Here is a 20,540-nt window from a genome sequence, read left to right as displayed (position 1 = left end):
GCCGGACGCGAGGGGCGACGTCGGAGCGAATACGCTGTCATGCACGTCCGCCCAGCCAGAGGAGTTCCATGAAGTCCAGAATCGTACAGGCCGGCGCCGGGAGCGGGATCGTCCTCGGCCTCGTGTTCGTCGTCGGCGTGGCCGTCGGGGCGCCGTGGCTCGCCGCGCTGGCGGGTGCGGGCCTGGGCCTTGCCGTCCTCGTCCTCCTCGCGGACACCAACCGGCGGGTGCGCCGGCTGCAGACCGTCATCGCCCGCGGCGGGCTCCCGGACGCGCCGCCCGCGACGACCGAGGTCACCGAGGCCGACGTCCTCGGGACGGTCCGGCTCCTCCAAGCGCAGTACACCGGCCGTCTGGACCGTCTCCAGCATGCGGTCGAGGAGCTCGCCGCTGCGTCGCGCCGCGACCACGCCGCTCCGTGACCACGCGCGATCCGTCCACCGGCCCGGAGGTACCCGTCGCGGACCGGATCTCGGTGGCCCGCGACCACGCCGCCCGCGCCGAGCGCGACCGCGACCGCCTCCTCGTCACCGCGATGCGGACGCGGTCGGTGCACAGCCGTGAGATCCTCGCGGGCCTCGCCTGGCCAAGCCACTCCCCCGAGGACGTCGTCCGGTGGGCCACCGATCCGGAGGCGCGGCTCGAGGACGGGATGGACGTCGACGGCCTCGGCCGGCTCGCGATGGTCATCGCCGTCCAGCGCGCCCCCCACGACGAGGTCGACGTCGCGCTCGCGATCGCAGGCGCCGTCGAGCGGGCCGGGCGGGTCGGCGACCTGCCGCCGCGGACCGTCGAGGCGCTCGGGCAGCAACGTCTCGTCCGTGGCGACGTCGAGGGAGCGATGCGCCTCCTCGGGCACTCCTCGGTCCGCGCCGACGTCCTCACCGCTGCGCGTGCCGACGCTCTCAACCCGTTCGTCGACCAGGCTCCCGGCCCCGGCGGCCCGCCGGAGCCGGACACCGGGCAGGACACCACCGGGCTCGGGGCTCCCCCGCCCGACGACTGGGCCGGAGCCTTCGCGATCGCGGTCGGGGGTGGCGACGTCGCCCCGGTACGGCTCCGGGACGGCGCCGCCACGCGCCCGTACGACCGGCTGACCGCCGACGCGCCGACGGTCGACTCACCGGTCCGGGTCAGCGTCCTCATGAGCGCCTACCGACCACGCCGCAGCGACGTCCTCACCGCGGTCGACTCCGTCCTCGCCCAGACCTGGAGCAACATCGAGCTCCTCGTCGTCGACGACGCCTCCGGCCCCGAGTACGACTCCGTGTTCGACGACGTCGCTGCCCGTGACGCCCGGGTCACGGTCATCCGCAAGGCGGTGAACGGCGGCACGTACCGGGCACGGAACACGGCGCTGCGGCTCATGACCGGGGACTACTTCACCGTCGTCGACTCCGACGACTGGGTGCACCCCCAGATGGTCGAGGTCGCCGTGAGGCACCTTCTCGAGCTCCCCACCCGGGTCGCGGTGCGGACCCAGGGGGTGCGGATCGGCGAGGACCTTCGGCTGACCCGCCCCGGGTACACGCACCGCTACCCGTCGGCCGCCTCGCTCATGGTCCCGGTCCACCCGACGTTCGCCCGGATCGGCTTCTTCGACCCGACCCGCAAAGGTGCAGACACCGAGTACGCCCGCCGCATCGAGGCATCCTTCGGCCAGCGGATCCGTACCCTCCCACACGTCATGACCTTCAATCGCACGCTCGCCGGGTCGCTGTCCGCGGAGGAGTTCTCCCGCGGCTGGCGGCACGGCGCGCGGCACGAGTACAAGAGCGTGTACGCCGCCTGGCACCGGGCAGTCCGACGCGGCGAGGCCGACCCCTGGCTCGACCCCGGCGCTCCCCGCGCCTTTCCCCAGCCGCTGCGGTGGAACACCCGCCCGGCGGCAGGCCCACGCCGGTTCGACGTCGTCTTCGGTGGCGACTGGCGACGCTTCGGGGGCCCGCAACGCTCGATGCTCGAGGAGATCCGGGCCTGTCTCGACGGCGGACTGCGGGTCGGGGTCCTCCACATCGAGGCGCTGCGGTTCATGTCCACCGACGACCCGCCCCTCTGCGCGCCGCTCGTCGAGCTCGTCCGTGACGGCGACGTCACGCTGCTCCAGCTCGACGACGACGTCGAGGTCGACCTTCTGCTCGTCCGCTACCCGCCCATCCTCCAGTACCCACCCTCGAACCCGGCCGCGATCCGCCCCCGCCGCGTCGTCATCGTCGCGAACCAGGCACCCCTCGAGCAGGACGGGACCGACCAGCGCTACGTCGTCCGAGACGTCACCGAGCGGGCGGCCGATCTGTTCGGAACCGAGCCGCGGTGGTGGCCTCAGGGCCCCACCGTCCGCGAGCTGCTCGAGGCACAGGACCCCGGCGCCGTGCTCCTCCCTCGCGACGACCTCGGGCTCATCGACGTCGGGCACTGGCACGTCCGCGACGGCCGGGACCCTGCGGCCGGGGGCGGCCCGCTCGTCGTCGGTCGCTACTCGCGCGACGACGTCATCAAGTTCCCGCAGACCTGGGCCGATGTCCTCGCGGCCTACGACCTCGGACCCGGCCACCGGGTACGGATCATGGGGGCGCGAACCCAGCTGCGCCGGTTGTCCAAGGCCGCGGGCGCCGGGCTGCGTCCCTACCCCGCGGAGTGGGAGGTCGTGCCGCACCGCGGTGAGGACACCCGAGACTTTCTCGCCGGGCTCGACGTGTTCGTCTACATGGACAACCCGGGCGCCCACGAGGCCTTCGGGCGCGTCCTGCTCGAGGCGGCGGCGAGCGGCACCGTCGTCATCGCCCATCCGAAGCATGAGCCGACCTTCGGGCCGATCCTCGACTACGCCCTGCCCCGCGATGTCCCGGCGCTCGTCGAGCGCTACCGCGACCCGGCCGCCTTCCACGACCGCGTCCGGCGGACCCTCGACGGCGTGCGCACCCGGTTCGGCCACGAGCGGTTCCTGGGCGACGTCCGGGAGCTCTTGGGTGAGGCAGAAGCCCGACCCTCCATGGATGCCGAACCGTTCCTCGCCACCCCTGCGTGGCTCCCGGAGGAATACGCGGGGCAGCGGGTGCTCTCGACAACGGTGCGCAGCTTGGCTGACGGGGAACGCGCGGACGGGGTCGCGCTGGCCCTCGACCCCACGACGGACGCCGGGGTCGTCTGTGCCTGGCTCCTGGCGGCGGTCAGGGACACCGCGGACGGGGTTCTCGACGAGACCCTGGCCGCGGGGGCCGCGGAGTACGGGGTAGTCGCCGTCGTCACCTACCGGGACGGCGTCGTGGTGCCGGTGACGGTCACTCCCCCAGCAACCGCTGCGGTCGCGAGGTGAGGAAGCCCCACCCCCACGACCAGTGCATCGTCGCCAGCACGGGTGCTGCGAGCAGCCGGGTCCGTACCCGCTCACCACGGGAGATGGCTACACCGCCCACGACCACCGCCGCGGCATAGGCGCCGGGCACGGCCAGCGCCGGCCACCACACCAGACCGACGACCGCAGCCGCCGTCGTCCCCACCACCATCGCGGGTGGGGCGAGATAGCGGGCGTTGAGGGTGCCGCCGTGCATCGACGCGACGACCCGCCGCCACTGTCCGTACTCGCGGTACTGGCGCGCGAGGGCCCGCAGCGTGGATCGCGGACGGTACGTCACGACCAGATCCGGCGTGAACCACACGGTGCCGCCGGTGTCCCGGATGCGGTGGTTGAGCTCCCAGTCCTGGGTCCGGGTGAAGCGGGGATCGTACCCGCCGACCCGCTCGAGGGCCGACCGGCGGAAACAACCGAGGTACACAGTGTCAACCGGACCGGCTGCTCCTCCGGTGTGGAACCGCGACGACCCGACGCCCAGTGGGCTACGCATCGCCGTGGCCACCGCCCGCTCGACAGCGGAGACGCCTCGCGCGTCCATCAGGCCCCCGACGTTGTCCGCTCCGGTGGCCTCGAGCGTGGACACCGCGGTGGACACGTAGCCGGGAGGGATCTCTGCGTGGCCGTCGACCCGCACGACCACGTCGCCCCGGGACGTGTCGATCGCGGCGTTGAGCGCATCCGGCGTGCGCCCCGAGGGGTTGCGCACGAGGCGGACCCGACTGTCCGCCTCGGTGAGTCGTTCGGCCACGGCGTCGGTGTTGTCCTCGGACGGCCCGAGCGCGAGGACGACCTCGAGGGGGCCGTCCCAGTCCTGACTCAGTACCATGGCGACGGCATCGGCCAGGTGGCGCTCCTCGTCGAGGATCGGCATGACGACGCTGACCATGGGTTTCACGTCCCGGATGGGGCGGCTCGGCTGAGGCTCGGATACGGTGTCGGAGGGCATCCGCGCCATCATCCCGCGGAGCACACACTCGCCAGGTCACCGGTGTCGGCATCCGGGTCCGTGCCCGGGCGCTCCATGACTGCCGGGGTCGATGGTGAGGGTGCCGCGCTGCTCCCGGACGCCTCCGTGACGGGCTCCGGCGTCGACGGTCCGCTCGCGGACGGGTTCGGGGCGTTCTCGCTCTCGGCGATTGCTCTCGCCACCTCGGACCGCACCACCTCGGGGTCGTAGTCCCACGGCTTGATGAGCGGTGGCACGAAGTTGACCGAGGTGATCTTCTGCTCCTTCGTCCGCACCGCGATGTCGGCCAGCTGTGCCAGCCCGTCGTGCGGGATGTCGGTGCGTACCACCCCAGTCGTGGCCGCGGCGATGTCACCGAAGTTGAGCAGCACGGTCTGCGGGTCGAGCTGCTTGACGAGCGCGGTGACGACACAGCGCTGTCGTGCCATCCGCTCGTAGTTCGTCGACCCCTCGCGGCTTCGCGCATACCAGAGGGCGTGGTAGCCGTCCAGGTGCTGGCGGCCCGGCTCGATCCAGCCGAAGACCGGGGACTTCCCGCCACCGATGGGGGTTCGCCGCTGGACGGTGATCTCGAGGCCGCCGACTGCGTCGACGACGTTCTTGAACCCCTGGAGGTCGACCATGACGTAGTACTGGACGTCCAGCCCACTCAGCGCCTCCACCGCCTCGGTGGTCGCGAGCAGGCCCGGCTCCTCGGTCCCGGCAGGGAACCGGTCGGCGTGGTCCTCGCCCCAGGTGTAGAGGGCGTTGAGCAGGCACTCGTCACCGCAGGTCCACCCCTCGGGCATGACTCCCGCCATCACCGACCCCGGCCGGAACCGGATATTCTCCGTCTCTCGCGAGAAGCCGAAGAGCACTGCCCGGCCGGTGCTCGCATCCACGCTCGCGAGTTGGATACTGTCCGGGCGCAGCCCGACCCGCCCGGAGCCGCTGTCGCCGCCGAGCAGCAGGATGTTGTACCGGCCGGCGACGGCCTTCTCGGCCGCCCCGGCTCCGAAGACCGACGTCATGGCCCCTCTCGCGCGGCCGACTCCGGTGCCCGCCCAGCCGAGCACCGCGGGAACGAGCAGCAGGACGAGCAGCCCGGCCAGGAGGCCTCGCCGGTCCCGCTGGGGCAGCAGGTCCGGCCGGCCGAGCCGCCAGGAATCGACGAGGAGGGCCGCCCACCCCAGAGCGAGTGCGACGAGCAGGACCTGGACTCCTCCGAGCACCCAGCTTCGGGTGACGAGCCACAGCACCGGCTCGCGACTCACCAGACCGAGAAGAGCGATCGCCAGAGTCAGACCCAGCACGGCGAGCCAGACACGCAACGCCAGGCGGCCCACCGCCCTGTTCCCGGAGGCCAGCTGCGCCGACCCGGGGAGGACGAGGGTGAGGAGAAGCAGGGCGACGGCGCGCCGCCGCCCCCTGGGGTTCACCGGAACGACGCGCCGGTCCGGCGGGCGGCGGGCGGCCTCGCCGGGACGTTCGAGCACAGCGGAGCCTCGTCCCATGGTCGACCAGTATCGGCGCCTTGGGCGCCGGTGCGTGCGAGGCGCGCCGCCCGTGACCTGCAGGGTTCTGCCACCATCGGGGAGTCTTGGCAGACTGTGCGGTCGCCCCACCGAGAGGATCGAGATGACTGACGACCACGTGCGACCGATCCCGCGCCGCCCGGCACGTGGGGGCGACGACGTCTACGTCGTCGACACCCGGTCCCGCCGAGGCGGCGGTGTGGCCCCCCGCGCCGGACACGCGGCCGCACGGGCGGGCCGGTCCAGGGCGACATCCCCACCCCCCGACGGCACCCGGTACGACGAGCTCGGACGGCCCCTGCCTGCCGCCACACCCTCACCCCCCTCGGCGCCCCGTCCGCGGCGCGGCCGACGCTCCGGCGGGCGCGGAGCCGCGCGCTGGACCGTGCTCGCCCTGCTCCTGTGGGGCCTCTTCCTCCTGGCAACCCCACTGCACGCCTGGTCCACCGTCGCCCGCGTGGACGCCGCCCCCGACGGCAACCGTCCGCCCGCGAGTGCCGGCCACACCTACCTGCTCGTCGGCTCGGACGGTCGCGAGGACCTCTCCGCCGACGAGCGCAGAGAGCTCGGCACCGGAAGCGCCGAAGGCCGTCGCACCGACACCATCATCCTCGTCCACGTCCCGTCGGGGGCCGGGAAGGCGGCCCTGGTCTCCGTCCCGCGAGACAGCTACCTGCCCATTCCCGGCCAGGGCGAGAACAAGGTCAACGCAGCGTTCGCCATCGGCGGCCCTGAGCTCCTCGTCGAGACCCTCGAGCAGGCGAGTGGGCTGCGCATCGACGGCTACGCGGAGATCGGCTTCGGCGGCTTCGCCGGGGTCGTGGACAGCCTCGGTGGCGTCGACATCTGCGTCCCGCGGGACATGAAGGACGACAAGGCACACATCGACCTCGAGGAGGGGTGCCAGACGCTGGACGGCCCCGACTCCCTCGGCTACGTGCGGGCGAGGTACTCCGACCCGAAGGGTGACATCGGCCGGGCCGAGCGGCAGCGCCAGTTCCTCGGTGCCGTCATGAAGCAGGCGGCCACGCCCTCGACCGTGCTCCTGCCGTGGCGCTGGTGGGGGTTCACCCATGCGGCCTCCTCGGCGGTGGCCGTCGGTGAGGAGACCGGGCCCACCGACTCGGCGCGGCTGCTGCTGGCGCTACGCGGGGTGTCCTCGGAGGAGACCCTCAGCCTGGTGGTGCCGATCGCGGACGTCAACGCCACGACGTCAGCGGGTAGCTCGGTGTTGTGGAATGATCAGCAAGCGGCCGGACTCTTCACCATGCTGCGCGAAGGGACCCCGCTCGATACTCCCCCACCGGGGACCGAAGGCCTTCCCGGCTGATACCCACCCCGTACTCAGCGGGCGTTCAGCCACGGGCAGGTAGACTGGACCGACCCCGGGGGCCAAGGGGTTCAGGGGTTGACGGCTGTCGAGGAAGCAGGAGCAGGAGTGAACGGCGTGCACGTGGGCCCCGACGGCTCGGACGACGAGGCCCACCCACGACGTCGGGAGCTGCACGCACCACCGCAACATCCCTGGCGCCGGCGTCTGGGTGTGGGCCTCGTCGTCGTCACCCTCGTCGTCGTCGTCGGCGGCCTCTTCGCTGCCTGGCGTCTCAACGGCAACATCCGCAAGGTCGACGTCTCCGACGCGGTCGGGGACGACCGACCCACTCGTGAGCCGGAGGCGACGGCCGCCGTCAACCTCCTGCTGGTCGGCTCGGACACCAGGGAGGGCGAGGGCAACGACGCGATCGGCGAGGTCGAGGAGGATCCCGGCCAGCACTCGGACACCAACCTGCTCGTCCACCTGTCCGCGGACCGTCAGTGGGCGACGGTGGTCTCGATCCCCCGGGACTCGATGGTCCCGGCACCACCGGAGTGCTCCGTCACCGCACCCAGGGACCAATGGGCGATGAAGCAGTGGAACTGGAACTACCGGGACGGTGGCACCGGCTGTCTCATCCGCACCCTGGAGGGCAACACCGGCGTGTTCGTCGACCACTACGCCGTCGTGGACTTCCGCGGTTTCCAGTCCATGGTCGACGCCCTGGGTGGCGTCGAGGTCTGCACCTCTCAGCCCATCGACGACTCGAACTCAAAGCTGCAGCTCGACGCCGGGAGGCACCGACTCCAGGGTGAACAGGCGCTCGCGTACGTGCGTACCCGCAAGTCACTCGGCGACGGGTCCGACCTCGGACGTATCGAGCGCCAGCAGGCGTTCCTGTCCTCGATCGCGCAGGAAGCCACGTCCACCGAGCTCCTGTTCCAGCCGACGAGGCTCTACGGCTTCCTCGACGCCGCCACGAAGTCCTTGACGACCGACACCGAGTTCGGGCTCGGCACGATGAAGGACCTGGCCGAGAGCGTGCGGGGCATCGGACTGGACAACATCGAGTTCATCACGGTGCCCAACGAGCCCTACCCGGCCGACACGAACAGAGTGCAGTGGCAGCAGTCCGCCGATGTCATCTGGGCCTCCTTGCGCGAGGACCGCCGGATCGGCGAGGTGTCGGAGCCGTCGGCTACGACACCCACCGGCACTCCGCTCACCGTCTCCCCCGCCGACATCTCCGTCGAGGTCCTCAACGGCACCGGCACCTCCGGTCTCGCCGCACAGACCGCTGACCTCCTCACGGCGCAGGGGTTCACCGTGAACGGCACGGGAAACGCCTACGACGTCGGTGAGGGCACCCTCGTGGAGTACGCGGTGGGGCAGGAGGAGGCCGCCCGTACGGTGGCAGCCGCGTTCCCGGACTCGACCCTAGAGGAGTCGTCCGACATCGGAGAGAGTGTGCGGGTCACGCTGGGGCCGGGCTCGCAGAACCCGGTCGAGGTACCCAACCGGGTCGGGGCGGAGCCTCTGCCGTCACCCAGCATTTCGGCACCGAGCCCCACGCCGTCCCCGACCCCGAGCATCGAGGCCCGGCCCGCGGACCAGGACATCTGCTCCTGACTCCAGGCCCGAGCTCGCCGGGTCACCGAGACCGACCGCCCGGGCTCACGCCCCGAGCAGCTGACGCGCCATGACGAGGCGCTGGACCTGGTTCGTGCCTTCGTAGATCTGGGTGATCTTCGCGTCCCGCATCATCCGCTCCAGCGGGAAGTCACGGGTGTACCCGGCGCCGCCGAGCAGCTGGACCGCATCCGTCGTGACCTGCATGGCGACATCGGACGCGTACGCCTTGGCGGCCGCACCGAAGAACCGGAGATCTCCGTCGGAGCGCTCGGACTTCGCCGCAGCGACATACACCAGCTGGCGCGCGGCCTCGAGCTGCATGGCCATATCGGCGAGCATGAACTGGACTCCTTGGAACTCGGCGATGCGCTGACCGAACTGCTTGCGCTCCGTGACATAGGCGAGGGCCTCGTCGAGAGCGCCCTGGGCGATGCCGACCGCCTGGGCCCCGATCGTGACCCGCGTGTGGTCGAGGGTGGCCAGCGCGATCTTCAGACCGGCGCCGACGTCGCCGACCACACGGTCTCCGGGGATACGGCAACGGTCGAAGTGCAGCTCCCGTGTGGGACTGCCCTTGATGCCGAGCTTGCGCTCCTTCTCGCCGAACGTGAAGCCCTCGTCCTCCTTCTCGACAACAAACGCCGTGATGTTGTTGCCCCTCGGACCGTCGGGGTCCGTCACCGCGAGGACGGTGTAGAACTCGGAGACGCCCGCGTTCGTGATCCAGGATTTCTGGCCGCTGAGCGCCCAGTCGTCGCCCTCCCTGACCGCCCTGCACCTCATCGCCGCGGTGTCGGACCCAGCCTCGCGCTCGGACAGGCCGTAGGAGAACGTCGTCTCGCCCGCCGCCAGCGGCGGGAGATAGCGCTGCTTCACGTGGTCGTCCGCCGCCAAGACGAGCGGCATCGAGCCGAGCTTGTTGACCGCCGGGATGAGGCTCGACGACGCACACGCTCGGGCCACCTCCTCGATGACGATGCATGTCGCGAGCGCGTCGGCGCCGACGCCGCCATACTCCTCGGCCACGTGGGGGGCGAAGAAGTCGGACGCCACGAGGGCGTCGTGGGCCTCCTGGGGGTACCGTGACTCCTCGTCGACCGCGGCCGCATGGGGCTTGATCCTGTTCTCGGCCACCGTTCGGACGGCCTCACGGATGGCCTCGTGGTCTTCGGAGAGCCGGTAGGTGTCGAAGTCGGGTCGACTGCTCATGCCGAGAATGCTACTCGGCGGTAACGGCAGGCTGACGAACAGGTGCCGGGTGGGCTCACTCCCCGTGCAGCAGGTGCCACAGGTGGCCGTGCCGCTCCCGGTCGACGAGCTCGGGCAGCACCTCGCGCTCGAACAGCTGGACGCCGGAGAGGTCGTAGGCCTGCTCGACGAAGTACGTGATCGCGTAGGTCATCCCGCGTCGCTCCATGTCCTGCAACGTCTCGACGACCTGCTCGGGCGTGCCGACGAGCGGACCGTCCTCGAAGCTCTTGACGGTGGACTCGACGACGTCGTCGGGCAGCCCGGCCGAGGCGTAGTGGTCGCGGATCCACGCCAGACGCTCCTGCACCTCGCGCTCGTCGCGGCCGATGACGACGTTGAAGTTGGCGCTGCGGACGATCTCGCCGACGTCCCGCCCGATGTCCCGGCAGTGCTGTTCGAGCACCTCGGACTTGTGCGAGAACTCGTCGGGCATCCCGGAGAAGTTCGTGTAGTCGGCGTACTCCGCCGCGACCCGCAGCGTCTTGCGCTCGCCCCCGCCCGCGACCCACATCGGGATGCCGTTGGTCCGGGACCCGGGCAGCGAGTCGCCCTGCAGCGGCCGCGGGAAGCACAGGGCGCCGTCGGCCCGGAAGTGCTCGCCGTCGAACATCGCCGAACCGGTGGTCCACATCTGCCGCATGACCTCGACACCCTCGCGCAGCGCGGCGATCCGGTCCCCCGCGCCCGGGAACCCGTAGCCGTAGGCCCGCCACTCGTGCTCGTACCAGCCGGCGCCGATGCCCATCTCGAGGCGGCCCTCGGACACGACGTCGACGGTCGCGGCGACCTTCGCGAGGTACGCCGGGTTGCGGTACCCCATGCAGGTGCACATCTGGCCGAGCCGGACCCGGCCGGTCACCCCGGCGAACGCCGCCATGAGCGACCAGGCCTCGTGGACGCCGGCCTCCGTGGGCCGCGGCACCGGGTGGACATGGTCGTAGACCCAGATGGAGGTCCAGTCCTCAATGCCGTCGGCACGGCGGGCCATCCCCGCCATCGCCCCCCAGTGCTGGGCCGGGTCGATGCCGACCAGGTCGTGGCGCCACCCCTGGGGGATGAACAGTCCGAACTTCATGCGGTCTCCTCGTCGGTGGTACCGATCGTCCCGATCATGCCTCAGAGCCGGCTCCCGGGTGTGGTGCGCCCCCCGGACACCCCCGTCGACGACCACCGGGGGCGTTCGCGGTGCCGTTGCGGCGCATCGGCTCCCGGCGCGAGGACAGCGCGCGGAGACCGTAGGCTGGGCGCCGTGACCCACACGATCTGTGTCGTCGGCACCTCCTACGTCGGCCTCTCCCTCGCCGTCCTCCTCGCCCGCCACCACGACGTCATGGCGTACGACATCGACGCCTCCCGCGTCGAGGACGTCCGCGCCGGGCGCAGCCCCATCACCGACCCGGACATCGAGGCGCACCTGTCCCGGGGCGACCTCCGGCTCCGGGCGACCACCGACAAGGAGGAGGCCTACCCCGGGGCGGAGTTCGTCGTCGTCGCCACCCCGACGAACTACGACGAGCGGACCAACTTCTTCGACACGAGCAGCGTCGAGCAGGTCGTGGCCGACGTCCGCGAGATCGCGCCCGGGGCGACCGCGGTCATCAAGTCCACCGTGCCCGTCGGGTTCACCGCGGGGCTGCGCGAGCGCCTCGGCACCGACCGCGTGGTCTTCTCTCCCGAGTTCCTCCGCGAGGGCCGTGCGCTGTACGACAACCTGCACCCCTCGCGCATCGTCGTGGGCGACCGCGGGTCGCAGGGCGAGGCGTTCGCCCGGCTGCTCGCCGACGCCGCGGAGGACGACGACGTGCCGGTGCTCCTCACCGACAGCACCGAGGCCGAGGCCATCAAGCTGTTCGCCAACACCTACCTCGCGATGCGGGTGGCGTACTTCAACGAGCTCGACACCTACGCCTCGCGGCACGGGCTGGACACCCGGCAGATCATCGAGGGCGTCGGGCTGGACCCCCGGATCGGGACGCACTACAACAACCCGAGCTTCGGCTACGGCGGCTACTGCCTGCCGAAGGACACCAAGCAGCTGCTCGCCAACTACGCCGACGTGCCGCAGACCCTGATCAAGGCGATCGTCGACGCCAACACGACCCGCAAGGACTTCGTCGCCTTCGACATCCTCGACCGCAAGCCGCAGGTCGTCGGCGTGCACCGGCTCATCATGAAGGCCGGCTCGGACAACTTCCGGAGCAGCAGCATCCAGGGCGTCATGAAGCGCATCAAGGCCAAGGGTGTCCCCGTGCTCGTCCACGAGCCCGAGCTGCAGGAGACGCACTTCTTCGGCTCCGAGCTGGTCTCGCTCGAGGAGCTCAAGGAGCGCTGTGACGTCATCGTCGCCAACCGGCTCACGCCGGAGCTCGCGGACGTCGCCGACAAGGTGTACACCCGCGACCTCTTCGGCGGCGACTGAGAGCCGCCACGCAGCGACTGCGGACCGGCCGCCGGATGTCCGTTTCCCCGGGCGGCCGACCGGGCATGATGGTGCCCATGGGCGCACTGCAGCACCAGAACGACCCCACCCTGATCCGTGAGCTGCTCATGGACCCGGGCATCTGGGCGGTCGTCGGCCTGTCCACCAACGAGGCCCGTCCGGCGTGGTCGGTCTCGCGCTGGCTGCACGTCGAGCTCGGCAAGCCGATCGTCCCGGTGCACCCCGGCGCCGAGACCGTGCACGGCTGCCAGGGCTACGCCTCCCTCGCGGACATCCCCGACCAGAACCTCAAGGTCGTCGACTGCTTCGTCAACTCCGACACCGTCGGGGCGGTCGTCGACGAGGCGATCGAGCACAAGGACCGGCTGATGATCGACGCGGTCTGGATGCAGGTGGGCGTCGTCGACCCGGCGGCCGCGGACCGTGCCCGCGAAGCGGGGCTCGGCGTCATCATGGACACCTGCCCGAAGATCGAGTGGCCCAAGATCCGCCGCGACGGCATGGGGCGCTGACCGGCCGCACCGGCGACGCGCTCAGCGGCCGCGCCGCTCCCGCAGTGCTGCGCCCTTGGCGTGTGCCTGGTCCCGCAGGGACGTGCGGAACTCGGCCATCGCCGCCCGCAGCCGCACGGCCTCCGGCCCCTCACCGGCCCCGAGGACCCGCGCCGCAAGGAGCCCGGCGTTGCGCGCCCCCCCGACCGACACCGTCGCCACCGGCACCCCCGCGGGCATCTGGACGATCGAGAGCAGCGAGTCCATCCCGTCGAGGTGCGCGAGCGGCACCGGTACCCCGATGACCGGTAGCGACGTGACCGATGCGAGCATCCCCGGCAGGTGCGCCGCACCACCGGCGCCGGCGATGACGACGCGCAGCCCGCGACCCTCCGCGCTGCGCCCGTACTCGAGCATCTCCTCGGGCATCCGGTGTGCCGAGACGACGTCGACCTCGCAGGCGACGCCGAGCTCGTCCAGTGCGGTGACGGCGGCCTCCATGACCGGCCAGTCGGAGTCGGACCCCATGACGACGCCGACGACCGGCGTCGCGTCCGTCGTCCCGCTCATTCCGTGACCTTTCCCTGGATGTAGTCCGCCGCGTGCCCGGCCCGCTCGCGCAGGTCGTCCAGGTCGTCGCCGGAGAGGTTGACGTGCCCGATCTTGCGGCCCGGCCGCACACCCTTGCCGTAGAGGTGGACCTTGGCCTCCGGGTCGCGCGCCATGACGTGCCGGTACGCCGGGTAGAGGTCCGGGAGGTCGCCCCCGAGGACGTTCGCCATGACCGTCCACGGCGCCCGCGGCCGGGGCGAGCCGAGCGGGAGGTCGAGCACGGCCCGCAGGTGCTGCTCGAACTGCCCGGTGACCGCGCCGTCCATCGACCAGTGGCCGGAGTTGTGCGGCCGCATCGCGAGCTCGTTGACGACGAACGACGGCGTGCCGTCCGCGCCCGTGACCTCGACCCCGCGTGGCGACCCACGCTCCAGCTCGAAGAGCTCGACGGCGAGCACGCCGGTGACCCCGAGCTCGCCGGCCACCCGCAGCCCGGCCTCGACCGCGGCGGCCGAGAGGTCGGGGTCGAGACCTGGCGCGGGGGCCAGGACCTCCGTGCAGACGCCGTCGGTCTGCACGGTCTCGACGACCGGCCACACCGCGGCCTGGCCGGACGGGCTGCGCGCGAGGAGCACCGCGAGCTCGCGGCGGAAGGGGACCCGCTCCTCGAGGAGCAGTCCGGTGCCGGCGTCCGCGGCACGCTCGAGCCAGTCGGTGAGCTCGTCGGCCGATCGGACCACCCGGACGCCCTTGCCGTCATAGCCGCCGCGCGGGGTCTTCGCCACGACGGGCCGGCCGACCTCGTCCGCGAAGGCCTCGACGTCGGCGGCGGTGTCGGCCCGGACCCAGCGCGGGCACGGCACACCGAGGGAGGTGAGCCGCTGGCGCATCGCGAGCTTGTCCTGCGCGTACCGCAGCGCCTCGGGCGACGGATGGAGCGTGACACCGTCCTCGACGAGGTGGGCCAGGACCTCCGGCGGCACGTGCTCGTGGTCGAAGGTGACGACGTCGCAGGACGCGGCGAACCGCCGCACGGCGTCGACGTCGGTGTGCGCCCCGACCGGGGCGGAGGGGATGACGAGGGCTGCGCTGGAGTCCTCGGCCTCGGCGAGGACGCTCAGCGTGACGCCGAGCTCGGCGGCGGGGCCGGCGCACATCCGGGCGAGCTGACCACCTCCGACGATACCGACGACGGGGAACCCTCCGGGTGCCTTGCGCGGGATGGTCACCGGGCGAGGATATCGAGGGCCTGTCGTTAGGCTGCACGGGTGACCGCCCAGGACGCACCACCGCGCAACCTCGTCGCACGGGGCCTCGACCTCGTCCGCGGCGCGGTCGACGTCCTCTACCGCGAGATGATCAAGTTCGGCGTCGTCGGCGCCGTCGCCTTCGTCGTCGACCTCGGGCTCGCCAACCTCCTCTGGCACACCGTGCTCGAGGACAAGGTGACGACCGCGAAGGTCATCTCCGGGGCGGTGGCGACGTTCGTCGCGTGGGTGGGCAACCGGCAGTGGACCTTCCGGCACCGCCGCAGCCGGCCGGTGCACCACGAGGTCGCCCTGTTCTTCGGTGTCAACCTCGTCGCCCTCGGCATCTCGGCCGCCACCCTCGCGGTCTCCCACTACGGGCTCGACTTCACCTCGCGGCTGGCCGACAACGTCGCCACGGTCGTCGGCATCGGTCTCGGGACGCTCTTCCGGTTCTGGGCCTACCGCCGGTTCGTCTTCGCCCGCGAACCGCTCTGAGCGTCCGGCGGACGGCTCAGTCCTCGCTCGCCGAGAGGAACAGCGCGAACACCGGCGGGGCCGACCGTGCGAGCTCCAGACGACCGCCGGCGGCCTCCGCGAGGTCGCGGGCGAGCGAGAGGCCCAGACCGGAGCCGGACGACGACACCGAACGCTCGAAGATGTGCGGTGCGAGCGTCGCCGGTACGCCGTCGCCGGCGTCGCTGACCTCGATGACGACCGACGGCCCGGCACGACGGGCGTTGACCTCGACCGTGCCACGGCCGTGGGCGAGCGAGTTCTCGAGCAGGGTCGTGAGGATCTGGCCGAGCGCGACCGGGGTGGCACGGACGACGACGCCCCGCTCGCCGCTGACGTGGACGCTGCGCCGGGCCGACTCGAACGCCGGCTGCCACTCGCGCTGCAACGAGGCCAGGACGGAGTCGAGCGACACCGAGGGGTTGGAGTCGACGCCGCTGCGGGTGCGGCTCATGAGGTCGTCGACGACCTTGCTCAGCCGCTCGACCTGCCCGATGGCGATGGCGGACTCCTCGGCGACGACCTCGAGGTCCTCGGTCATCGAGATCTCCTCGAGCCGCATGAGGAGGGCCGTGAGCGGGGTGCGGAGCTGGTGCGAGGCGTCCGCGGCGAAGTCGCGCTCGGACGCGAGCCGCTTGGCGCCCTGCTGGGCGCCCCGGACCAGGGCGGCGTCGAGGCGGTCGAGCTCGTCGATGCCCGAGGACAGCGGCACCGGCCGGGTGTCACCGGCCGCGAGCCGCTCCGCGTGGTCCCGCAGGGCGCCGACCAGCCCCAGGAGGCGCGCGGCGCTGCGGTCGGCCAGCCACAGGGAGACGGCCACGCCGACGACGACCGCGCCGAGGAAGGTCAGTGGGACGACCCACCGGGCCGACCCCACGAGGGCGCCGGGCAGGTAGCCCTGGACGACGAGCACCGTCACGCAGACACCGAGCAGGAGCGCGGTGACCGCCGCAGCCTGCAGGGCGACCGCGACGACGGTCCTGCGCACCGGGGGTCAGTCCTCCGGGGCGTCGAACCGGAAGCCGAGGCCGCGGATCGTCGTGATGTAGCGGGGATGGGCCGCGTCGTCCCCGAGCTTCCGCCGCAGCACGGAGATGTGCATGTCGAGAGTCTTGGTCGAGCCGTACCACGCGCTGTCCCAGACGTCCCGCATGAGCTTCTCCCGCGACACGACCTTGCCGCTGTTGGAGACCAGCACCCGGAGGAGCTCGAACTCCTTGCCGGTGAGCTGGACCTCCTCGCCGCGCAGGAAGACCCGGCGGCCCTCCGGGTCGATGTCGAGCAGCGGCTGGGTCTCGGCGTCGGCGCTCTCGGTGACCCCGCGGCGCAGGAGGGCGCGCGCCCGGGCCAGCAGCTCGGCCAGCCGGAAGGGCTTGGTGACGTAGTCGTCGGCGCCGGCGTCGAGCCCCACGACGGTGTCGACCTCGTCGGCGCGCGCCGTGAGGACGAGCACCGGCACGGTACTGCCCTCCTGACGCAGCCGACGGCAGACCTCGAGGCCGTCCATCGTCGGCAGCCCGAGGTCCAGGACGACGAGGTCCGGCTGCCGCAGTGCGTGGTCGAGCGCTGACTGGCCGTCGACGCACACCTCGACGTCGTACCCCTCCCGGCGCAGCGCGCGGGCGAGCGGGTCGGAGATGGCCGGATCGTCCTCTGCCAGGAGCACCTTGGTCATGGAGCCGATCGTAGTCACGTCGAGGCCACCATCGTCGGGTGACGACGTCCGCCGGGGGCACGTCGAAGCTCGTGGAGGGTCACGACGCCGATGCCCCGCAGCATCCGTCGCCGCCGCTCGATGGCACTGAACCCGGAGACCGCTCCGAGGGCGCGGGCCATGTCGTCGTCGACGTAGACGGTCCCCGAGGGGGTGACGGCGGTGATCCGGCTCGCCTTGTTGACCGTCATCCCGAAGACGTCGCCGAGCCGGGACACGACCCGCCCGTGGGCCAGGCCGACCCGCACCGGGGGGAGGAGCTCGTCCTCGGCCATCGCGTCGACGAGGTCGAGGGCGATCGCCGACGCCGCCGCGGCCTCGCTGTGCACGAAGAGGACCTCGTCGCCGACGGTCTTGATGACCCGGCCGCCGTGCTCGGCCACGACGTCGGTCGCGAGGAGCTCGAAACGCTGGACGAGCTTGGCGAGCTGCCGCTCGCTCATCCGGCGGACGAAGGAGGTGAAGGCGACGAGGTCGGCGAACCCGACGGCGCGCAGCGGTGCCGACGGGTCGGAGCGGACGGCCGGGTCGGCGTCGGCCAGCATGCGCTGGATGGCGTTGGTGAGGTGCCGCCGCCACACGTAGACGAGCAGCGGCTCGATCTCGTCGATCGTCCGGGACAGCAGGTTCGCCGCGTCGGCCGCGACCCCGAGGTCCGGGACGGACCGGGTGTCCTTGCCCTCGAGCTCGTCGGCGAGGTCGGGCGTGAGCGACTCGGCGACGAGCTGGGTCTGCCAGACGGCGAGCCGGTCGGCCGTGCGGGCGAACGCGCGGGTCATCCCGAGCGCGAGCTCCTCGCTCACCTCGCCGCGGCGCACCATCTCGGTGACCCGGCGCAGGGCTGCGGCGTCGGCCTCGGTGAACATCGCCTCGTCGTCGTCGACGACCTGGAAGCCCATCGCGTGCCAGAAGCGTCGCGCGTCACCGGCGTCGACCCCGGCACCCTCGCTGACCTCGAGCCGGCCCATCGTCGCGGAGCGGCCGAGGAGGGAGCGCTCGACGCGCTCCGGGAGGTCGTCGGTGTCCGGAGCGGCGGGCAGCCCCGGACCCTCACCGGTCCCGCGCGGGTTCTCGGGCGCAGTCCCGGGGACGGGCTCACCCGCCATCCGCGCCACCTCTCTCCGTTCCCTGAAGGCGCACGTGGACGACGTCGCCCGCCGAGACCTGGGCCGTCCCGCCGTCGGTGCGTACCCTCAGTCTGCCCGCCTCGTCGACGCCTGTCGCCCTGCCCCTGCGGATCGCGCCCGCGGGCTCGTGCACCTCGACGTCCTGGCCCACCGTGGCGCAGGCGTCGCGGTAGGCGCGGACCGAGGCCCCCGACGGGCCGGTGTCCTCGCGCAGCACCGCTGCGAGGTGGCGCAGGTAGGCCTCGAGCAGCGCCGTGCGGTGGACTCCCGGGTGCCCCGCGGCCCGCAGCGACGTGGCGGTGTCGAGGGGCAGGTCCGCGCGCGCGGTGTCGACGTTCACCCCCACCCCGACGACGACGCCCACCGGCAGCCACTCGCAGAGCACGCCGGCGAGCTTGCGGCCGTCGTCCCCCGGGACGAGGACGTCGTTGGGCCACTTCAGGCCGGTCGGCACCCCCGCCACCTCGGCCACCGCGCGCTGCACCGCGAGGCCGGCGAACAACGGCACCCAGGAGGCGCCGGAGGGCGGTTGCGGGACGAGCGCGGACACGGCGAGGGCGGTGCCCGGCGTGGTGGTCCAGACCCGCCCGAGGCGGCCCCGGCCGCTCTCCTGCACGTCGGCGACGACGACCCGGTACGGCCGCGGGTCCCGCCGCAGCTCGTCGTTCGTCGACCCCAGCCGGTCGAAGACCTCGACCGGGAGCCACGGGTCGCCCGGTGTGACCGACACCGCGCCGAGCGGTCGGTCGGCGGGCTCCCGGGACATGGGCCCAAGGCTAGGCTCGGCGCATGTCGACGAGCGACCTGCACTCCATCGGCGGGACGGACGTCCCGGAGGACATCGACACGACGACGACCGCGGGCAAGCTGGCCGACCTCAAGCGGCGCGTCGCGGAGGTCGCGAACGCCGGCTCCGACCGGGCCGTCGAGACCCAGCACAAGCGCGGCAAGAAGACCGCGCGCGAACGCCTCGAGCTGCTGCTCGACGAGGGCTCGTTCGTCGAGATGGACAAGTACGCCCGGCACCGCTCGGTCGCCTTCGGCCAGGACCGCAACCGCCCCTACGGCGACGGCGTCGTCACCGGGTACGGCACGGTCGACGGCCGCACGGTCGCGGTCTTCGCGCAGGACTTCACGGTCTTCGGCGGGTCGCTCGGCGAGGTCTTCGGCGAGAAGATCTGCAAGGTCATGGACTTCGCGATGAAGGTCGGCTGCCCGGTCGTGGGCCTCAACGACTCCGGCGGGGCACGCATCCAGGAGGGAGTCGTCTCGCTCGGACTCTACGGCGAGATCTTCCGGCGCAACGTCCACGCGAGCGGGGTCGTCCCGCAGATCTCGCTCGTCATGGGCCCGTGCGCCGGCGGGGCCGTCTACTCCCCCGCCGTCACCGACTTCACGGTGATGGTCGACCAGACCTCCCACATGTTCATCACCGGGCCGGACGTCATCAAGACCGTCACCGGCGAGGACGTCGGCTTCGAGGAGCTCGGCGGCGCGAAGACGCACAACACGAAGTCCGGCGTCGCGCACTACATGGGCACCGACGAGGAGGACGCCGTCGAGTACGTCAAGGCGCTGCTGTCCTACCTGCCGAGCAACAACATGGAGGAACCTCCGGTCTTCGGCGAGGAGCTCGACCTCGACGTCACCGACGACGACCGCGTCCTCGACACGATCGTCCCGGACAGCCCGAACGTGCCCTACGACATGCACGAGGTCATCACCCGGGTTCTCGACGACGGCGAGTTCCTCGAGGTCCAGCCGCTGTTCGCCCCGAACATCGTCACCGGCTTCGGGCGGGTCGAGGGCCGCTCGGTGGGGGTCGTCGCGAACAACCCGATGCAGTTCGCCGGCACCCTCGACATCGACGCCTCCGAGAAGGCCGCCCGCTTCGTGCGCACGTGCGACGCCTTCAACGTCCCGGTGCTCACCTTCGTCGACGTGCCGGGCTTCCTGCCGGGGACCGACCAGGAGTGGGACGGCATCATCCGTCGGGGGGCGAAGCTCATCTACGCGTACTCGGAGGCCACGGTCCCGCTCGTCACCGTCATCACCCGCAAGGCGTACGGCGGCGCGTACGACGTCATGGGGTCCAAGCACCTCGGGGCAGACATCAACCTCGCCTGGCCCACCGCGCAGATCGCGGTCATGGGAGCCCAGGGGGCGGTCAACATCCTGTACCGCAAGCAGCTCACGGAGGCCGCGGACAAGGGCGAGTCGGTCGACGAGGCACGCGCCACGTTCGTCGCGCAGTACGAGGAGGCGCTGGCCAACCCGTACGTCGCGGCCGAGCGGGGCTACGTCGACACCGTCATCACCCCGTCGAACACCCGGATGAACGTCACGAAGGCCTTGCGGGCGCTGCGCACGAAACGCGCCACGCTCCCGCCCAAGAAGCACGGCAACATCCCGCTCTGAC

General features: G+C 71.9%; 18 protein-coding genes. 8 read left to right on the top strand and 10 right to left on the bottom strand.

The window, feature by feature from the left end:
• Window positions 1–68: 68 nt before the first annotated feature.
• Together JQN72_RS01600 and JQN72_RS01595 are read left to right on the top strand one after the other, a co-directional pair.
• Window positions 69–422 (top strand): hypothetical protein, encoded by a 354-nt coding sequence (locus JQN72_RS01600; RefSeq protein WP_204133397.1) that lies wholly within the window; start codon window positions 69–71, stop codon window positions 420–422.
• Window positions 419–3,316, top strand: a complete 2,898-nt coding sequence (locus JQN72_RS01595) for a glycosyltransferase (protein ID WP_204133396.1) — start codon at window positions 419–421, stop codon at window positions 3,314–3,316. Before JQN72_RS01600 ends, JQN72_RS01595 begins: the two co-directional genes overlap by 4 nt.
• Here JQN72_RS01595 and JQN72_RS01590 read toward each other — a convergent pair.
• A complete protein-coding gene (locus JQN72_RS01590) occupies window positions 3,282–4,241 on the bottom strand; it encodes a glycosyltransferase family 2 protein (RefSeq protein ID WP_239099935.1) in 960 nt (319 codons plus the stop codon). The two genes, JQN72_RS01595 and JQN72_RS01590, sit on opposite strands and share 35 nt — an antisense overlap.
• Before the next feature lie 68 nt (window positions 4,242–4,309).
• Window positions 4,310–5,797, bottom strand: coding sequence for an LCP family protein (locus JQN72_RS01585; RefSeq protein WP_204133394.1), 1,488 nt, complete (start codon window positions 5,795–5,797; stop codon window positions 4,310–4,312).
• 142 nt (window positions 5,798–5,939) lie between these two features.
• Here JQN72_RS01585 and JQN72_RS01580 point away from each other — a divergent pair, with 142 nt between their 5' ends.
• Together JQN72_RS01580 and JQN72_RS01575 are read left to right on the top strand one after the other, a co-directional pair.
• Window positions 5,940–7,166: an LCP family protein gene (locus JQN72_RS01580; protein ID WP_204133393.1), complete on the top strand. Its 1,227-nt coding sequence runs from the start codon at window positions 5,940–5,942 to the stop codon at window positions 7,164–7,166.
• A gap of 108 nt (window positions 7,167–7,274) precedes the next feature.
• Window positions 7,275–8,780 carry an LCP family protein gene (locus tag JQN72_RS01575; RefSeq protein WP_307812356.1) on the top strand — a complete coding sequence of 502 codons (1,506 nt, stop codon included), beginning with the start codon at window positions 7,275–7,277 and terminating at the stop codon, window positions 8,778–8,780.
• A gap of 45 nt (window positions 8,781–8,825) precedes the next feature.
• On the opposite strand, the gene JQN72_RS01570 is transcribed toward JQN72_RS01575, so the two are convergent.
• Together JQN72_RS01570 and JQN72_RS01565 are read right to left on the bottom strand one after the other, a co-directional pair.
• Window positions 8,826–9,992, bottom strand: coding sequence for an acyl-CoA dehydrogenase family protein (locus tag JQN72_RS01570; protein WP_204133392.1), 1,167 nt, complete (start codon window positions 9,990–9,992; stop codon window positions 8,826–8,828).
• Window positions 9,993–10,047: 55 nt separating this feature from the next.
• Window positions 10,048–11,109 (bottom strand): TIGR03560 family F420-dependent LLM class oxidoreductase, encoded by a 1,062-nt coding sequence (locus JQN72_RS01565; RefSeq protein WP_204133391.1) that lies wholly within the window; start codon window positions 11,107–11,109, stop codon window positions 10,048–10,050.
• A gap of 174 nt (window positions 11,110–11,283) precedes the next feature.
• On the opposite strand from JQN72_RS01565, the gene JQN72_RS01560 reads away from it, so the two are divergent.
• On the top strand, window positions 11,284–12,453 hold the full coding sequence (locus tag JQN72_RS01560; protein ID WP_307812354.1) for a nucleotide sugar dehydrogenase: 1,170 nt from the start codon (window positions 11,284–11,286) through the stop codon (window positions 12,451–12,453).
• A gap of 77 nt (window positions 12,454–12,530) precedes the next feature.
• The gene (locus JQN72_RS01555; RefSeq protein WP_204133389.1) at window positions 12,531–12,986 is read left to right on the top strand and encodes a CoA-binding protein; all 456 of its coding nucleotides are present in this window, start codon (window positions 12,531–12,533) and stop codon (window positions 12,984–12,986) included.
• Window positions 12,987–13,007: 21 nt separating this feature from the next.
• Here JQN72_RS01555 and purE read toward each other — a convergent pair whose 3' ends face one another.
• Window positions 13,008–13,535: a 5-(carboxyamino)imidazole ribonucleotide mutase gene (purE, locus tag JQN72_RS01550; RefSeq protein WP_239099934.1), complete on the bottom strand. Its 528-nt coding sequence runs from the start codon at window positions 13,533–13,535 to the stop codon at window positions 13,008–13,010.
• A complete protein-coding gene (locus JQN72_RS01545) occupies window positions 13,532–14,746 on the bottom strand; it encodes a 5-(carboxyamino)imidazole ribonucleotide synthase (protein WP_204133388.1) in 1,215 nt (404 codons plus the stop codon). Before JQN72_RS01545 ends, purE begins: the two co-directional genes overlap by 4 nt.
• A gap of 39 nt (window positions 14,747–14,785) precedes the next feature.
• On the opposite strand from JQN72_RS01545, the gene JQN72_RS01540 reads away from it, so the two are divergent.
• The gene (locus JQN72_RS01540) at window positions 14,786–15,262 is read left to right on the top strand and encodes a GtrA family protein (protein ID WP_307812353.1); all 477 of its coding nucleotides are present in this window, start codon (window positions 14,786–14,788) and stop codon (window positions 15,260–15,262) included.
• 16 nt (window positions 15,263–15,278) lie between these two features.
• Here JQN72_RS01540 and JQN72_RS01535 read toward each other — a convergent pair whose 3' ends face one another.
• Genes JQN72_RS01535 through JQN72_RS01520 form a run of 4 tightly spaced genes read right to left on the bottom strand, consistent with a single transcriptional unit; the run spans window position 15,279 to window position 18,887 of the window.
• Window positions 15,279–16,268, bottom strand: a complete 990-nt coding sequence (locus tag JQN72_RS01535) for a sensor histidine kinase KdpD (RefSeq protein WP_204133387.1) — start codon at window positions 16,266–16,268, stop codon at window positions 15,279–15,281.
• 6 nt (window positions 16,269–16,274) lie between these two features.
• Complete coding sequence (locus JQN72_RS01530) at window positions 16,275–16,955, bottom strand: response regulator transcription factor (protein WP_204133386.1); 681 nt, start codon at window positions 16,953–16,955, stop codon at window positions 16,275–16,277.
• 14 nt (window positions 16,956–16,969) lie between these two features.
• Window positions 16,970–18,100: an adenylate/guanylate cyclase domain-containing protein gene (locus JQN72_RS01525; RefSeq protein ID WP_204133385.1), complete on the bottom strand. Its 1,131-nt coding sequence runs from the start codon at window positions 18,098–18,100 to the stop codon at window positions 16,970–16,972.
• Window positions 18,090–18,887, bottom strand: a complete 798-nt coding sequence (locus JQN72_RS01520) for a biotin--[acetyl-CoA-carboxylase] ligase (RefSeq protein ID WP_204133384.1) — start codon at window positions 18,885–18,887, stop codon at window positions 18,090–18,092. Before JQN72_RS01520 ends, JQN72_RS01525 begins: the two co-directional genes overlap by 11 nt.
• Before the next feature lie 23 nt (window positions 18,888–18,910).
• On the opposite strand from JQN72_RS01520, the gene JQN72_RS01515 reads away from it, so the two are divergent.
• The gene (locus JQN72_RS01515) at window positions 18,911–20,539 is read left to right on the top strand and encodes an acyl-CoA carboxylase subunit beta (protein WP_239099933.1); all 1,629 of its coding nucleotides are present in this window, start codon (window positions 18,911–18,913) and stop codon (window positions 20,537–20,539) included.
• The last annotated feature ends 1 nt before the right edge of the window (window position 20,540 follow it).

Source organism: Phycicoccus sp. CSK15P-2 (genome assembly GCF_016888005.1).
Lineage (GTDB): Bacteria > Actinomycetota > Actinomycetes > Actinomycetales > Dermatophilaceae > Phycicoccus.
The sequence above is the reverse complement of the archived record's forward strand: the minus strand, read 5'-3'. Positions and strand labels throughout refer to the sequence as shown.

What these genes read in the sequence shown, in the direction of transcription:
- JQN72_RS01525 (WP_204133385.1), bottom strand. Translation starts at nt 18,100, where the DNA reads ATGGCGGGTGAGCCCGTCCCCGGGACTGCGCCCGAGAACCCGCGCGGG.
- JQN72_RS01565 (WP_204133391.1), bottom strand. Translation starts at nt 11,109, where the DNA reads ATGAAGTTCGGACTGTTCATCCCCCAGGGGTGGCGCCACGACCTGGTC.
- JQN72_RS01600 (WP_204133397.1), top strand. Translation starts at nt 69, where the DNA reads ATGAAGTCCAGAATCGTACAGGCCGGCGCCGGGAGCGGGATCGTCCTC.
- JQN72_RS01515 (WP_239099933.1), top strand. Translation starts at nt 18,911, where the DNA reads ATGTCGACGAGCGACCTGCACTCCATCGGCGGGACGGACGTCCCGGAG.
- JQN72_RS01590 (WP_239099935.1), bottom strand. Translation starts at nt 4,241, where the DNA reads ATGGTCAGCGTCGTCATGCCGATCCTCGACGAGGAGCGCCACCTGGCC.
- JQN72_RS01570 (WP_204133392.1), bottom strand. Translation starts at nt 9,992, where the DNA reads ATGAGCAGTCGACCCGACTTCGACACCTACCGGCTCTCCGAAGACCAC.
- JQN72_RS01520 (WP_204133384.1), bottom strand. Translation starts at nt 18,887, where the DNA reads ATGTCCCGGGAGCCCGCCGACCGACCGCTCGGCGCGGTGTCGGTCACA.
- purE (WP_239099934.1), bottom strand. Translation starts at nt 13,535, where the DNA reads ATGAGCGGGACGACGGACGCGACGCCGGTCGTCGGCGTCGTCATGGGG.
- JQN72_RS01530 (WP_204133386.1), bottom strand. Translation starts at nt 16,955, where the DNA reads ATGACCAAGGTGCTCCTGGCAGAGGACGATCCGGCCATCTCCGACCCG.
- JQN72_RS01580 (WP_204133393.1), top strand. Translation starts at nt 5,940, where the DNA reads ATGACTGACGACCACGTGCGACCGATCCCGCGCCGCCCGGCACGTGGG.
- JQN72_RS01555 (WP_204133389.1), top strand. Translation starts at nt 12,531, where the DNA reads ATGGGCGCACTGCAGCACCAGAACGACCCCACCCTGATCCGTGAGCTG.